At 62.8% G+C, this 12929-nt stretch carries 16 protein-coding genes and 1 tRNA gene; 6 read left to right on the top strand and 11 right to left on the bottom strand.

Annotated features, from left to right (window positions below; genetic code table 11):
- Nucleotides 1–6: 6 nt before the first annotated feature.
- The 4 genes from J5Y06_RS18900 to J5Y06_RS18885 all read right to left on the bottom strand — a co-directional run bounded on the left by J5Y06_RS18900 (nt 7) and on the right by J5Y06_RS18885 (nt 4824).
- Entirely contained in the window at nt 7–1602 is a 1596-nt protein-coding gene (locus tag J5Y06_RS18900; protein ID WP_209336757.1) for an ABC transporter substrate-binding protein, read from the bottom strand.
- A 72-nt stretch (nt 1603–1674) separates the two neighbouring features.
- Nucleotides 1675–2706 (bottom strand): transketolase family protein, encoded by a 1032-nt coding sequence (locus J5Y06_RS18895; RefSeq protein ID WP_209336756.1) that lies wholly within the window; start codon nt 2704–2706, stop codon nt 1675–1677.
- Nucleotides 2706–3578, bottom strand: coding sequence for a transketolase (locus tag J5Y06_RS18890; RefSeq protein ID WP_209336755.1), 873 nt, complete (start codon nt 3576–3578; stop codon nt 2706–2708). Before J5Y06_RS18890 ends, J5Y06_RS18895 begins: the two co-directional genes overlap by 1 nt.
- 25 nt (nt 3579–3603) lie before the next feature.
- Entirely contained in the window at nt 3604–4824 is a 1221-nt protein-coding gene (locus J5Y06_RS18885) for an aminotransferase class III-fold pyridoxal phosphate-dependent enzyme (protein ID WP_209336754.1), read from the bottom strand.
- Between the two features lie 129 nt (nt 4825–4953).
- On the opposite strand from J5Y06_RS18885, the gene J5Y06_RS18880 reads away from it, so the two are divergent.
- Entirely contained in the window at nt 4954–5670 is a 717-nt protein-coding gene (locus J5Y06_RS18880; protein ID WP_209336753.1) for a GntR family transcriptional regulator, read from the top strand.
- A 58-nt stretch (nt 5671–5728) separates the two neighbouring features.
- On the opposite strand, the gene J5Y06_RS18875 is transcribed toward J5Y06_RS18880, so the two are convergent.
- The 5 genes from J5Y06_RS18875 to J5Y06_RS18855 form a co-directional block, all read right to left on the bottom strand.
- Nucleotides 5729–5869, bottom strand: a complete 141-nt coding sequence (locus J5Y06_RS18875) for a hypothetical protein (protein WP_209336752.1) — start codon at nt 5867–5869, stop codon at nt 5729–5731.
- Between the two features lie 440 nt (nt 5870–6309).
- Nucleotides 6310–6669: a hypothetical protein gene (locus J5Y06_RS18870; protein WP_209336751.1), complete on the bottom strand. Its 360-nt coding sequence runs from the start codon at nt 6667–6669 to the stop codon at nt 6310–6312.
- Nucleotides 6670–6746: 77 nt separating this feature from the next.
- Complete coding sequence (locus J5Y06_RS18865) at nt 6747–6896, bottom strand: hypothetical protein (protein ID WP_209336750.1); 150 nt, start codon at nt 6894–6896, stop codon at nt 6747–6749.
- A 31-nt stretch (nt 6897–6927) separates the two neighbouring features.
- Nucleotides 6928–7275: a hypothetical protein gene (locus J5Y06_RS18860; protein WP_209336749.1), complete on the bottom strand. Its 348-nt coding sequence runs from the start codon at nt 7273–7275 to the stop codon at nt 6928–6930.
- Nucleotides 7276–7352: 77 nt separating this feature from the next.
- Nucleotides 7353–7646 (bottom strand): hypothetical protein, encoded by a 294-nt coding sequence (locus tag J5Y06_RS18855; protein WP_209336748.1) that lies wholly within the window; start codon nt 7644–7646, stop codon nt 7353–7355.
- Nucleotides 7647–7781: 135 nt separating this feature from the next.
- Between J5Y06_RS18855 and J5Y06_RS18850 the strand changes: the two genes are divergently transcribed.
- The 5 genes from J5Y06_RS18850 to J5Y06_RS18830 all read left to right on the top strand — a co-directional run bounded on the left by J5Y06_RS18850 (nt 7782) and on the right by J5Y06_RS18830 (nt 10934).
- On the top strand, nt 7782–8789 hold the full coding sequence (locus J5Y06_RS18850; RefSeq protein WP_209336747.1) for an SDR family oxidoreductase: 1008 nt from the start codon (nt 7782–7784) through the stop codon (nt 8787–8789).
- Nucleotides 8790–8849: 60 nt separating this feature from the next.
- Nucleotides 8850–9719: an SDR family oxidoreductase gene (locus J5Y06_RS18845; RefSeq protein WP_209336746.1), complete on the top strand. Its 870-nt coding sequence runs from the start codon at nt 8850–8852 to the stop codon at nt 9717–9719.
- Between the two features lie 172 nt (nt 9720–9891).
- Nucleotides 9892–10092 carry a hypothetical protein gene (locus J5Y06_RS18840; RefSeq protein ID WP_209336745.1) on the top strand — a complete coding sequence of 67 codons (201 nt, stop codon included), beginning with the start codon at nt 9892–9894 and terminating at the stop codon, nt 10090–10092.
- 123 nt (nt 10093–10215) lie between these two features.
- A tRNA-Lys gene (locus J5Y06_RS18835) sits at nt 10216–10291 on the top strand.
- 373 nt (nt 10292–10664) lie between these two features.
- Nucleotides 10665–10934 carry a hypothetical protein gene (locus J5Y06_RS18830; protein ID WP_209336744.1) on the top strand — a complete coding sequence of 90 codons (270 nt, stop codon included), beginning with the start codon at nt 10665–10667 and terminating at the stop codon, nt 10932–10934.
- A gap of 805 nt (nt 10935–11739) precedes the next feature.
- Here the strand turns inward: J5Y06_RS18830 and J5Y06_RS18825 are convergent.
- Together J5Y06_RS18825 and J5Y06_RS18820 are read right to left on the bottom strand one after the other, a co-directional pair.
- Complete coding sequence (locus J5Y06_RS18825; protein WP_209336905.1) at nt 11740–11940, bottom strand: sigma factor-like helix-turn-helix DNA-binding protein; 201 nt, start codon at nt 11938–11940, stop codon at nt 11740–11742.
- A 221-nt stretch (nt 11941–12161) separates the two neighbouring features.
- On the bottom strand, nt 12162–12923 hold the full coding sequence (locus J5Y06_RS18820; protein ID WP_209336743.1) for a short-chain dehydrogenase/reductase: 762 nt from the start codon (nt 12921–12923) through the stop codon (nt 12162–12164).
- Between the last annotated feature and the right edge of the window lie 6 nt (nt 12924–12929).

Here is a 12929-nt window from a genome sequence, read left to right as displayed (position 1 = left end):
CCTGCCTTATTTCCTGCTGAGCTCAGCGAGGGGAAGGTTGCAGCAGGCGCTGTAGCGAACGCCTTCCACAGTGTTGCGGTAAGCAAGCACGAGGTTCGGGCTAACCACCGGCACGATGATCCGGTCGTTGATCATCTCCAGCGCGATTTCGCGATAAAGCCGGGCAACATCGTCGCCGGAGGCTGCGAGTGCCTGCTGCAGGAGATCCACTTCCTTCTGGTTCACCAGGTCGACCTTGCCCTTCTGGCTGGCATTGCGTTCCCACCAGGAGCCGGGGATCATTCCGAAGAACTGCACATACTGCGCCGAGCCGTAGTAGTCCGGAGCGTAGAAGCGCGCGCTGAACGGAATGCCGGGATCGGTGATCTGCTGGCGCCAAACCGCCGAAGCGACCGGCTGGATGTTGAGCGTGACGTTGATGCGCGCGAGGTCCTGCTGGATCTTCTGCATCAGCATGGCGAGATCCACGCCGTAGACGTTCATGGCGGCAACGGTGGCGTCGACCGAGAAACCGTCCTGTAGACCCTTCGCCGCCAGCAGCTCCTTGGCCTTTTCGAGGTTCTCTTCCGGCATCGGCAGGTCGTCGGTGCCGGGGAAGCCGTTCGGGATCGGCGACGCCTGCAACGCGCCATTGCCCCCGACGGTGAAGTCGATCGCACCCTGGTAGTCGATCGCGTAGGCCAGCGCCTGGCGCACCTCGCGGTCGAGCGGCACCTGGTTGCCCGCAGCCCCCGGCGAGAACACGACATAGATGAAGTTGTAGGACGGCACGGTTTCGATCGTGATGTCCGGGGAGTTGATGGTTTCAGCGGTATCTGGATCGACCTGCATCGCAATGTCGGCAGCGCCGCTTTGCAGCATCTGCGCCTGCGAAACGGCATCCGCCGACTGGTCGATCACGATCTCCTTGATCGGCGGAGCCTTGCCCCAGAACTTGTCGTTGGCACGGAAGCGCAGTTCGTCATCCGCGCGATAGGTGTCGAGGACATAGGGTCCGCTGCCGGCGGAATTGGACAGGAACCAGGTTTCCGCCTGATCCGTCGTTGCGGCATCCGCACCGGCCACTGCGCCATTCTCGCTCGCCACGTCGCTGTTGATGATGCCGGTATAGGGCGCCGCCAGGATCCCGATGAACTCGGAATTTGGCTTCTCCATGTTGACGATGACCGTCTTCGGGTCCGGCGTCTCGATGGAGGTCACGCCGCTCATCATGAAGGACGGGTCGGCTTGGATGTTTTTCAAGCGCTCGAAGGTCCACTTCACATCCTTGGCTTCCACCGGCGACCCGTCGGAAAAAACGGCGTCCGGAGCAAGCTTGAAGGTGAACTGCGTTTGATCCTCGTTTGCGGTCCATTCAGTGGCAAGCGAAGGCTCGACGGAGCGGTCGTCGGCGGCGAGCTTTACCAACCCTTGGTAGGTGGAGCTGAGATAAATCTGGCAGGTGTCGCAAAAAGCCCGGTGCGGATCGAGCGAGTTGATCTCGAGGTTACGGGCAATCACCAGCGGCTGCTCCTGGGCAGCGGCCGGCGGTGTCGCCCCTAAGGCTGCGAGAACGGCAAGGGCCGTGCTCCCGGATGCAAGAATTCGCGCGATGGTCGTCATCACAGTCTCCCATTGTCCATCATGTGTTTCAGCGCCCGTGGTCCTTGTTCGACTTCTTCGGCCGCGTTGCGTTCAGTTAATCTCTTTCAGAAGCCCATTAGCAACATCCGTTACGCCGTCGGCGTCGAGCTTGTAATGCGCGTACAAGGCAGCCGGAGGTCCGATCAGCGAAAACTCGTCCAGAATGCCATGACGGCGGAACGGCTTGCGCTCTTCGCTGACCAGCACCTCGGCCACCGCCGAGCCCAGGCCACCGATGACGTTGTGTTCTTCCACCGTCAGGATCGCCTTGGTTTCCCGTGCGGCAGCACGGATTGCCTGCTCATCCAGAGGCTTGATCGTATGCATGTCGAGCACGCGAACACTTCGGCCCTGTTCGGCGAGCCGGTCTGCCGCCGCCAGCGATGCATGCACCTGCGAACCCGTAGCAATGATGGTCAGGTCGCGCCCGTCCCGCAGCTGCGTAGCCCTGCCGAAAGCGAAGTCGTCGGGAACAGTCGAGTAGACTTCCGCGTCCCTGCCGCGGCCGAGCCGGATATACATCGCGCCAGGATGATCCACCGAGGCCCGCAGGATGGCGCGCAACTGGTTGGCATCCGCCGCGCACACGACGGTGAGATCCGCGATCGGCCGCATCATGCCCAGATCTTCCGTGGAATGATGGCTCGTCCCGTAGAAGCCCATCGAGATGCCGGAATGGTGGCCGATCACGCGGACCGGCATGCGCGGATAAGCGCAATCCGTTTTGATGGCCTCGGCAGCCAGGATGCCGGCGAAGGACGCAAACGTCGCGACATAAGGAACGAGCCCGCAGGATGCCATGCCGGCCGCAGCCGTGATCATGTTCCGCTCGGCAATGCCGAAATCGATGAAGCGATCCGGATGCCGGTTGGCGAAGTCGCGCGTGCGACTGGAATTCGCGAGGTCTGCCGTTGCAACGACGATCCGCGGATCATGATCGGCAAGGTCCGCCAGCTCTTCACCCAAAATGAAGGCGGGCATGGTGCGTGCCGGCGTGCCGCGAACCGACTTCGCATCCTTGAGGCGCAGTTCTGCATCATCGCCGCGGAAAAGCGTGCTTTGGTCCTGTCCAGCCGCACCCATCACGCGTCTTCCTTTTCCATCGGCTGCAAACCAGCTTCGATCTCCGCCCAGGCGTCGTCGTAATCGGCGCCAACCAGGTTGCCGACGTGCCAGTCGAGCGAAAGCTCCATGTACTTGACACCCTTGCCCTTGACCGTGTCGGCAATGATCATCTGCGGCCGCCCAGTGCCTGCAGGCTTGAGGCCCGACAAGGTGTTCATGATGGCGGAAAGATCGTGGCCATCGATCCGCGTGACGTCCCAGCCAAAGGCCGTGAACCGGTCCGCGAGCGGCTCCACCGACATCACCTTCTCCGTCGGGCCGTCGATGGAAAGCTGGTTGCGGTCGATGATCCCGACGAGGCCCTGGAGCTGGAAATGACCGGCCGCCATGGCGGCTTCCCAGATCTGCCCTTCGTTGAGCTCTCCATCGCCGAGCATGCAATAGGTGCGGTAATCGCGCTTGCCCATGCGTCCTGCGAGCGCCATTCCCAGCGCCACCGAAAGCCCATGGCCAAGTGAGCCCGACGAGAAGTCGATGCCCGGGATCTTTTTCATGTCGGGGTGATCGCCAAACGCGCTGCCGAGGCGCGTGAAGTCATCGAGCTTCGAAGGCGAGTAGAAGCCGAGATCCGCAAGAACGGGATAAAGCCCGATTGCCGCGTGCCCCTTGCTGAGCACAAAGCGGTCCCGATCCTCCCACTTCGGGTTTTGCGGATCTAGGCGCAAATGACTGTAATAAAGCGCAGCAAACAGTTCAGCGGCCGAAAACGTGCTGGAATAGTGTCCGGCACCCGCGATGCGGGTCAGCCGCAGCGTTTCCAGCCGAACGAACTTCGCGCGATCCGCCAGATAATCTTCGGAAAAGTTGCGGCGGTCTTGCGCTTCACTCATCGATCTTCCTCCTCAAGCGTCCCGTTCAGGCGATGGCCTTGAACACCTCGTCGGTGATCTCCAGCGTTTCGTCGATCACCGCATCCGTGTGCGCCACGGACAGGAACATCGTGTGGGTTGGGTGGAAATAAACGCCGCGGGCAAGCGCTTCGAGACAGAAGCGGTTGCCGAGGCTGCGGTCCCCATCGCCGTCAAACAGGAACACCGGCATCTGCGCCGGCCCACTTTGTTTCAGCGGCAGCCCGTATTTGTCGGCTTGCGCCTGCAAGCCCTTCCGCAGCCGTTCACCCGCGCCCCACATTTTAGCAACGCCGTCCACATGCCTGAGCTTCGTGATGGTGGCGATGGATGCAGCCATGGCAACACCAGCCGTCCAGAACGAGCCGGTGGTGTAGATCTTGGTTGCCGCCTCGCGGAATCGATCGTTGCCAGTCACCATGGCGAGCGCGCGGCCATTGGCAATCGCCTTGCTCCATGCCGACAGGTCGGGGCGCACGCCCACCACTTCCCAGCTGCCGCCGAGGTCGAGTCGAAAACCTGCACGCACGTCGTCCACGATCAGCGCGGCGTCATGCGCATCCGCGATGCGGCGTGCCGCCTGCGCGAAAGCGCTGGTTGGCAGCACATGCTCCTTGCCGAGATCGTGCTTGAAGGCGGAAACCAGAATTGCTGCCAGGTCGCCCTTCACGCTTTCCGCAGCGGCCTCCAGGCTCTCGACATCGTTGTAATCGTAGGGCACCAGGTGCGCGCGGTCTTCTTCCGTCACGCCGGCCACGGACGGCGTGCACCAGGGGATGGCTCCATGGTAAGCGCCACGCGCCACGAGCACCTTGCGGCGCCCCGTGCCCGCCCTTGCGGTTGTCACACAGGCGGTGGTGGCATCGGTACCGTTTTTGCTGAACAGCGCCCAGTCCGCGTGAGGAACGACGTCGACAACAAGCTCAGCCAGTTCAACGAGGCGCGGCGTTGGGCCATTGAAACCATCGCCCTCGGCGCGCTGGCGCGCCGCAGCTTCTTCCACATCCGGATCGGCATAGCCGAGGATCATGGGCCCCCAGGCGCACATATAGTCGATGTAGCTGCGACCATTGGCGTCGCGGCTCCGGCACCCCTCGCCGCCCGAGAAAAACTGCGGATATCCGGCAGGCAAGCGCGCGCTGTTCTGGTGTCCCCACATTCCGCCTGGGATCACCCTGACGGCGCGCTCCTTCAAGGCTGCATCGGCATCGAAAGCTTGGCTGTCCATCGCTCCAACCCACTATCTCGCGTTCCATTTTGATATATCATGTATCCAGGAGCAGCAAGTGCTTTCTGGTGGCATCCTTTTCTGGAAACTGCTGCAAGGGGGAGCCGAGAACGAGTTGCGGAAGGATCAATGCAGGCAGTGATGGACATCCAGTCCCAAAGTCTTTCCGCGCAGATCTATGAACAGCTGCGTTACCAGCTGATGGCTGCGCGTCTTCAACCCGGTGCCCGACTGAAGATCCGTGAACTGGCGCAGACCCTCGGAACCAGCGAAACGCCGGTGCGCGAAGCGCTGCTGCAGCTCGTGCGAGACGGCGCGCTGGAAATGAAGCCGGGCTACTACATACGCGTTCGGCGCCTGACCTTGCGCGAATACCTCGAGTTGCGGGACATTCGGCTTCTGCTGGAGCCGGAAGCGGCAAGAAAGGCGCTTGCAAACATCGACGACGCGTTCATCGGAAAATTGGAAGAGGTGCACGAGGCGCTGATTCGTGCAGAACTCGAAAAGGACTATCCGGCCGCCCTCCTGGCGAACTACGAGTTCCACTTCTCCGTTTACCGCCGATCCGAGATGCCGCAACTGATCGAGATCCTGGAGCGCCTTTGGATCCAGATCGGCCCGTTGCTGAATTTTCTCTACCCGTTTGGACATCCGAGCTACGACGGTCCCCACCAGCACCTAAACGTGCTTGCGGCTCTGCGGTCGCGTGATGCGGAGGGCTTGGCAAGGGCTTTTCGCGACGACCTCACGGAAGGTGGGCGGTCCTTCGTGCGCTATCTCGAAAGCGTGGAAACGGCCCCCGCCGCAACTGCGGCCACCCCGGCGAAACGGAGTGCCTTTTCCTAGTTTGTTTGCGGGAGGAACTGGCGGGTCTTGGCGGCTGCGCCGCGTCCGAACCCAAGGTTTATTGGTCGGCGGCGACTTCAGCGGCCGTGGTGATTGGCTGGCTGCTTTCCATGCTGCCGCCCGCTGAGAAAGCGGCAACAATGGTTCCGAAAATTGCGGCGACGGCTAGAAGCGTTCGGCGCCAGGGCATGAAGGACATCTTGTTCATGCTCCTACAACGTGCTGGTTTTCTTCCGGTTCCCGACACCGCTGGTTGCGGCAATGGTCCGCTTCCTTAACCTCCTCGGTGCTTTGTCCGAGCCACGGGAACATTTGGTGTGCACGCGGATTTGGCGCTCGAAGGCATTTGCCTCGAGCATTTCGCTGCGTGGCGAGGACAACATCACAATGAAGGGTGCCCATCGTCCCGAATTGGCGCTGCCCTGGCAGCCGCGCCAGCAATCAAGCTATGGCGTTTGTCTTCACTGGTGCCAAACCAAACATGGTCACCTCGAAACAGAGCCCAGTTGGGCCGGTGATGCGCTCGCTCACAACAGGGACCGGCCGACGCCCTCCAGCGGAAGCGCGCCCTCATGACGTGATGACGGGCCACAGCTGATCGCGGTTCTGCCCGCGAGCAGGCCGCCGCCGCTGGACGGCTTACTCGTCGCCCTCATCACCCTGTAGAGCGACGTAAAGATCAATTGCCGTTGCGGCGAGCACAAACGCCAGCGCTGCCGATGCCGTGGCGCGGTTTGGATTGCTTCTTGCCATTGCCGGCATGAGCGTGAAAAGGTCGGCGAGGTCTCCAGCTACGCGCCCCCACACCATCCGTACGGGCCGATCGGACCGCAGGATCCCAACGCCAGCGCCGATTTCGCGCAACCCGAAAGCGCTCACCACCCCCTTCGGCCCGGGAATTCCGATTTTGCGCTTCAGGGTGCCGGGCGCCACGAGTTCCACAAGCCCCAGCGCGATGGAAAACCAGCCAAGCAGGCGGGCGGCACGGCTCGCACTCATTGTGCTGTGCTCCGCTCGATAATGACGCATCGCATTCTCCCTTTTCCGCAGGTCAACGTTCTACGCCGCCCGTAGCGCTAGCTGCCCCCGGCTCCGGAGGGCACGATCAAAAGCTCCTGGTCCGGCGAGGAATATTGCCAGCCGAAAAAGAAGACGAGAACTATCAGGCCAAACAAAAGCAGCCAAACAAGAGGAGGCGACCAGCGCGGCTTGGTTTTGCGTTCCATGGGTTAGCAATTCCTGCCAACCCCCGCGTAGTCAGCCGAGCATGCTTGCCACCGCGACGATCACCAGCAGCGCCACAACCACACCAATGGCATAGGTCATGAGCGGAACGACGGACTTGTTGGGCTTGGCTGCGTCGTCAAACGGGCGCATCGCCGTGCCGTGGTCACTCGCGTTTGCATTCGGCAGGCTCGTGCTGCGGGGTGGAACAGGCTGCGAGGCGCCGTGGGTCGGCGCACCGCCAGCCTCGGCATCGGTTTCCAGCGGAACGGTCGCCGGATCGAAACCCGCGACCTTTTCACCTGTTTCGCCGCGATCGATCTCACCACGAACGGTTGCCGTTGGTTCCGCCTGGTCATCTGTTCTGGAACTGACACTCATCTGCCCGGCCCTTTCGTGGCTGCTTCAGCCATCAAGTTCTTCACGCCCGGGGAAGTTCCAAAGAGAAGCTCCGCTGCTTATGAGGATTTTGTGCGGCCGACCTGCCGCGCAAGTTCGGAAAAGGGCTGCAGGGATGTTTCAGACTGCCCGGCATTGGCGGTTTGCAGCAAGCGAACCGGAAAACAAACGGCATCCCGGTGGGATGGGGAAAGGTCTTCATAAAGCCGCTCGTCGGACAACAGAGAGGCTTCCACGCCACGCAAGGCCGCATCCACTTCATCCACATTGAGCAAGCCCTTGCGCACAAGTGCCTGGTTGACCGCAGCGACGGCCATGATCAGGCCTTCGAGCTGGAGATTGGCGACGTTCATGATGCTGGTTCCTTTGTTGTGGTCGTGGCCGCAACGCACAGCACGCTTCTTCTGATCCATTCGTCGTGAACGGGGGAACAGCTTGCCAACGCGTACGTTCGGGGCAGCAGGAAACGTCGCGGAAGTATCGCCGGAATGAAGTACGAAGACCTCGTTGTTGTCATCACCGGCGCCTCAAGCGGCATCGGCCAGGCCACGGCCGAAGCGTTTTCGCGCCTCCGCTCACGAATTGTGATCGCTTCGCGCAACGGAGAAGCGCTTGAAGATGTGGCGCAAAACTGCCGTCAGCTCGGCGGCACGATCAGCGTGTTCCCCACCGACGTGACGGACGAAAGCGCGGTGCAGCGTCTGGCAGCCCACGCGGTGGAACAGTTCGGAGGCGTCGATGTCTGGGTCAGCAATGTCGGCATCGGTACCGTCGGACGCTTCGAACAGACCCCGATGGAAGCGCACCGCCAGGTGATCCTGGCAAGCCTGATCGGTCACATGCATGACATGCATGCCGTGTTGCCGATCTTCCTGAAGCAGAGCCGCGGCATCTTCATCAACATGATTTCGCTTGGCAGCTATACCGCGCTGCCGTTTGCCGCGTCCTACACCGCAAGCAAATTCGGCCTGCGCGGCTTTTCCGAAGCGCTGCGGGCAGAACTGGCTGACCGCCCGGGCATCCACATCTGCGATGTTCACCCCGCTTTTGTGGACACGCCGGCCATCGGCCACGCCGGGAACTATGTCGGCAAGGAGCTCACCATGCCACCGCCGCTCCTGGATCCACGCGTCGTTGCGGCGGCCGTGGTGCGCCTCGTCAAGCATCCGCGAGCGACCACGATGGTCGGGTGGTCCGGCGTTGCCGTACGGGCGGCGCACAGCCTCGCGCCCGATTTCGTTGCGCGAAGCATGGCTGGCGTCATGAAGCGATACTTCGCGCGCGCAAAGACCATCATGGTCCGGAACGGCAACCTGTATGAACCGCCGGCCATTCCGGGCGGCATCGACGGGGGCCTGCGGTCGCCGGGCGGCCGCGCCACGCTTCTTGTTGGTCTCGGGATCGTCGGCGCCCTCCTCGCCTTGTTTGCGATTGGGCGAAGCACCGGGTTCGGCAGGCCGATTCGTCGCCGCAAGCGACGCCTGTTCTCCCGATAGGAACCGCGGTCACGAACATTGTTTGGCGCGTAAGCAGCGCCACAAGTCAAAGGAGCCAACATGAGCCAGGACCCGAACACGGACGCATTGCAGCCGCCTCACCCGCGTCAACAACAACCCATGCCCGGCACCACGGACGCCATGGATCCGCGGCCCGATCACGGCGAAACGAGCTACAAGGGAAGCGGCAAGCTGACTGGGCGTGCGGCCATCATCACCGGCGGCGACTCGGGCATTGGCCGCGCAGTCGCGATCGCCTTTGCCCGCGAGGGGGCCGACGTGCTCGTGAGCTATCTGTCGGAACATGACGACGCCAAGGAAACAGCAAGGCTGGTGGAAGAAGCCGGTCGAAAAATCGTCCTGATGCCCGGCGACGTTTCGGATGAAGGCCACTGCAAGGCAATCGTCGAGAAGGCCGTTTCCGAGTTCGGTCGCCTCGACATCCTCGTCAACAACGCTGCCCATCAGGCAACGATCGACAGGATCGAGGATGTGAGCTCCGAGGAGTGGGACAAAACGATCCGCACCAATCTTTACAGCCAGTTTTACCTGTCGAAGGCTGCCATCCCGCACATGAAGCCCGGCGCTTCGATCATCAACACGGCGTCCATCCAGGCGGCAGATCCCTCGCCACAGCTGCTGTCCTATGCCACCACGAAGGGCGCCATCGTCAACTTCACGCAAGGGCTTGCGCAGATGGTTGCGTCGCGCGGCATTCGCGTCAACGCGGTCGCTCCCGGGCCAATCTGGACGCCTCTGATCCCGTCCACCATGCCGCCGGAAAAGGTGGAGAAGTTCGGACAAAACACTCCAATTGGCAGGCCGGGCCATCCAGCCGAGCTGGCGGGCGCCTATGTTCTCCTCGCCTCGGACGAAGGCAGCTACATCGCCGGTGCGGTTCTTCCGGTCACGGGCGGGCGCCCAATGTAACCGGAACGGTCGCCATCCCGCTTTGCAAGGGAACCGGTCAGGCGGGAAGTCCAGCTCGACGGTGCGCGGTGGCGGTCGGCTGGGCAGCGAAAATCATTTGCAACCTTTGCCTTTCTCCTGCCTTTTAGTCGGAACACCTTGGGTAAATGGCGGCGGGACCGAGGAGAGAACCATGGCCACACTCCCCCTTGCATTGGGGATCGCGGATGCGATTCTGTCTGCCGCGCGTCGACATGTCGGTCTCGACGTCAGCGCCACGGCGGACGAACTGCTTCGCGCTTTTCCAGTCGACGGCGTGACCTATGACGACGTTGCCGATACCTTGCGCGAAGAAGCCCGCTTTGCTGGGCTCTGCGCGGAAGCCGCCTGCTGAAGCACCACCGAAGCGGGTTAACAAATTAGCGGGTAAAAATTGCTGTTCGTGTGGGTTGCGCCCCGCGGCAACAATGGCTAAGAACGCCCCACTCGCGGGGCACCTGGTGCCTCAGCGACGGTCGGGTGCGTAGCTCAGTTGGTAGAGCAGCTGACTCTTAATCAGCGGGTCACAGGTTCGATCCCTGTCGCACCCACCACCTACCCCTTGCAGCGCAAGGGTTTGTGGTTTTCCGATCATCAGACCAAAGGCCACAAGGCCACCGCAGGGCCACTGCGGCGACTTCAGCCCCTGCTGGGGTGGGTCAACAAACTTGTTTCCGTGGCGTGGCCCGGAGGCCCTCTCGCTGCGTGGCCGTAGTGAAGCCAACTGGCTCTAGCTCACAAACGCGCGCATGCAATTTCCGACGGACCGCAGGCTCGACGGGAGCGCACTCCGTCCGGCGCGGTCGGCGGGCGCCGCTGCTTCGAGGACTTTCCGCTCCCACTTGTCCGACGGAAGCGTGACCCTAACGCGTACAGAAGCCTTCGACGATCTGGACGCAGGGCGCTGCAACATTCTAGCGTGACCTCATGCTTGACCCCGTCCTCCGCGAGAAGATCGAAGCCGAGCGCGCAGCCGGCTTCCCCGATCCGGCGGCTGCCGTCGCCCTGCTGTTCGAGGCTGTAGGCGAGACGCTTGATCCGGACGTGCCGCTCGTCGACGAGGCGGACGCGTGGTGGATCGGCTGCGTCGAGCTGACGATAGGCCGGATGCTCGCAGGTCAGGAAGTCAACGCGAAGCTGGGCGAGATCGCCTTGTGGGTCGACGAGTGGTGGGACGAGCTGCGGGTGAAGCTGTGAGGAATAGGGAGGCCCGAAGACCTCCCTGGTTGCACCTACAGTGCGGTCTGGCCGGGCGACACCCACCACCCGGCGAAGCGTCCCTTGGGACGTGACACCGCTGGGATACCGATCCTGTCGTCCGGACGACGCAGGCTGGATCGGCAGCGCTGGCGGATATGAAGCGCATTTAGACTCCCCCGGAGTGTGCCATGCGAGACCATCGTGCCGCCACCGGGAGAGTAAGACGACACCATGCGGCGGCGGCGGGAGGGCGTCAAACGCTTGACGCCCGCAACGGGGGCATCCAGGCTCGCGATGTCAAAGGAGACCGCCGTGAAGCCCGGCTATTTCGATCCGAAGGAACGCGCCCGCGAGAAGCAGGCATCGCGGGACCGTGACGAAGAGCGTCCAGCGACAGAGCCGCTCCGACTTCCTCTCGATCCTGTGGCCCGCGTTGCGCAGCTGCCGAGAAGCTGGTCGAATCCTACGGCGTGGCGCCGTGAGCGGTCCCTGCCGCCATCGCCCCGCCACGCGTCGAGCGCGAGCGAATAGGCCGCCCCGTACAGTCCGGAAGTCGCCTCGCGCAGCGGGGCCTTCTCGACCGGGACCCGGACCGCCTTCGGCCGCGCTGCCGCCCGCATCTCCTCAGGCAGGAGCAGCTCGAGCCTGCCTGCCTCCGTGGCCAGGGCAACGGAAACGGGATCGCTGGCAGTCCCGGAAACGCCGTTCTGGCTGGCCTGGAAGGCAAGCGAGAAGCTGCCTCGCACTCCTCGAGCGGAAGCCCTCCCCCCCCGGCCGTGTGGCCGAACGCCAGCCCCGCCTCCTAGGGAGTGACCTTCAGCCGGACGGCGCGACCCCGCGCTGCCTGCTGCGCTAAGGCGTCTTGAACCTTCGCCGACGCGCGGGACTCGATCTGGCGCACGCGCTCGCCGGTGAGGCCGAACTCCGTACCCAGTTCCTGCAGCGTCACTGGACAGTCCGTCCGTCGCCTCGCCTCAAGGGTGCGGCGTTCGCGGTCGTCCAGGCTACCGGCGAATGACCCTAGAGCTGCCGGGCCGCCGGGCCGATCCGTCGCCGAACATCAGCGGATCTTTCGGGCCATTCGAGGCGAAGGATCTGGATCGCGCGGAGGCTCTCATGCGAATCGAAGCGACATACGATGAAACGAGTTCACCCTTTCGTCAGGACGGTGCTTGGACAGGCCATGGGCGTAGATACGCAGCGTTCTCCCCACAGCGCTACGCATCAGCGAAAACGATTGCCGCCGTCGATGTCGACAACGGTCCCGCTGATATAGCTCGCCGCCGAAGATGACAGGAAGACCGCCACTGCGGCGATCTCGTCGGGAGTCACCATGCGTGCGAACGGCAGATCGAGGTCATTCCACCCGGCGGACAGCGATCCGTAGGGTTCTGCTCCCTGTCGCCCCGGTATCAGTCTGCGTACTCGGTCCGTGAGCGTCATTCCAGGGTTTATGCCGCACACCCGTACGCCGTCCCGCGTGCTAGCACCGCCGACCGCTTCCGTGAACGCGATCAATGCCGCATTCCCGGCAGTTCCGCATATATAGTCCGGTCTCGGTGCACGACCGGCCATGCCGATTATGTTCACGATGCACCCTGCCTTCCGTTGCTGCATCGCGGCGAGGAAAAGCTTGGTCAGGTGAATGTAGCCGAACACCTTGAGCTCCCAGGCTTCGCGCCAGCGGTCCATCGACATGGCTGACAGGCTTCCTCCCGGGATGGCGCCGGCATTGTTGATCAGCACATCGGCATCGGGAAAGGCCTCGAACAGGGCTTCACGATCATCGTGGCGACCGAGATCGGCGGCATGGACGACTGCGTTGGCCGAGCCGAGCTTGTTCAAAGCGGTCTTGAGCCGGTCAGTGCCTCTGGACACCAGCACGACGCGAGCACCTTCCTGAGCAAAGCGATTCGCGCACGCGAGCCCGATACCGGCGGATGCGCCGGTTACGATGATGGACTTGCCGTCGAGATCCAGGTCCACCTAAAG

Source organism: Tianweitania sediminis (genome assembly GCF_017813335.1).
In the GTDB taxonomy this organism is placed as follows: Bacteria; Pseudomonadota; Alphaproteobacteria; order Rhizobiales; family Rhizobiaceae; genus Tianweitania; species Tianweitania sediminis.
Note: the sequence above shows the minus strand (reverse complement) of the source record. Positions and strands in the feature narration are given on the sequence as shown.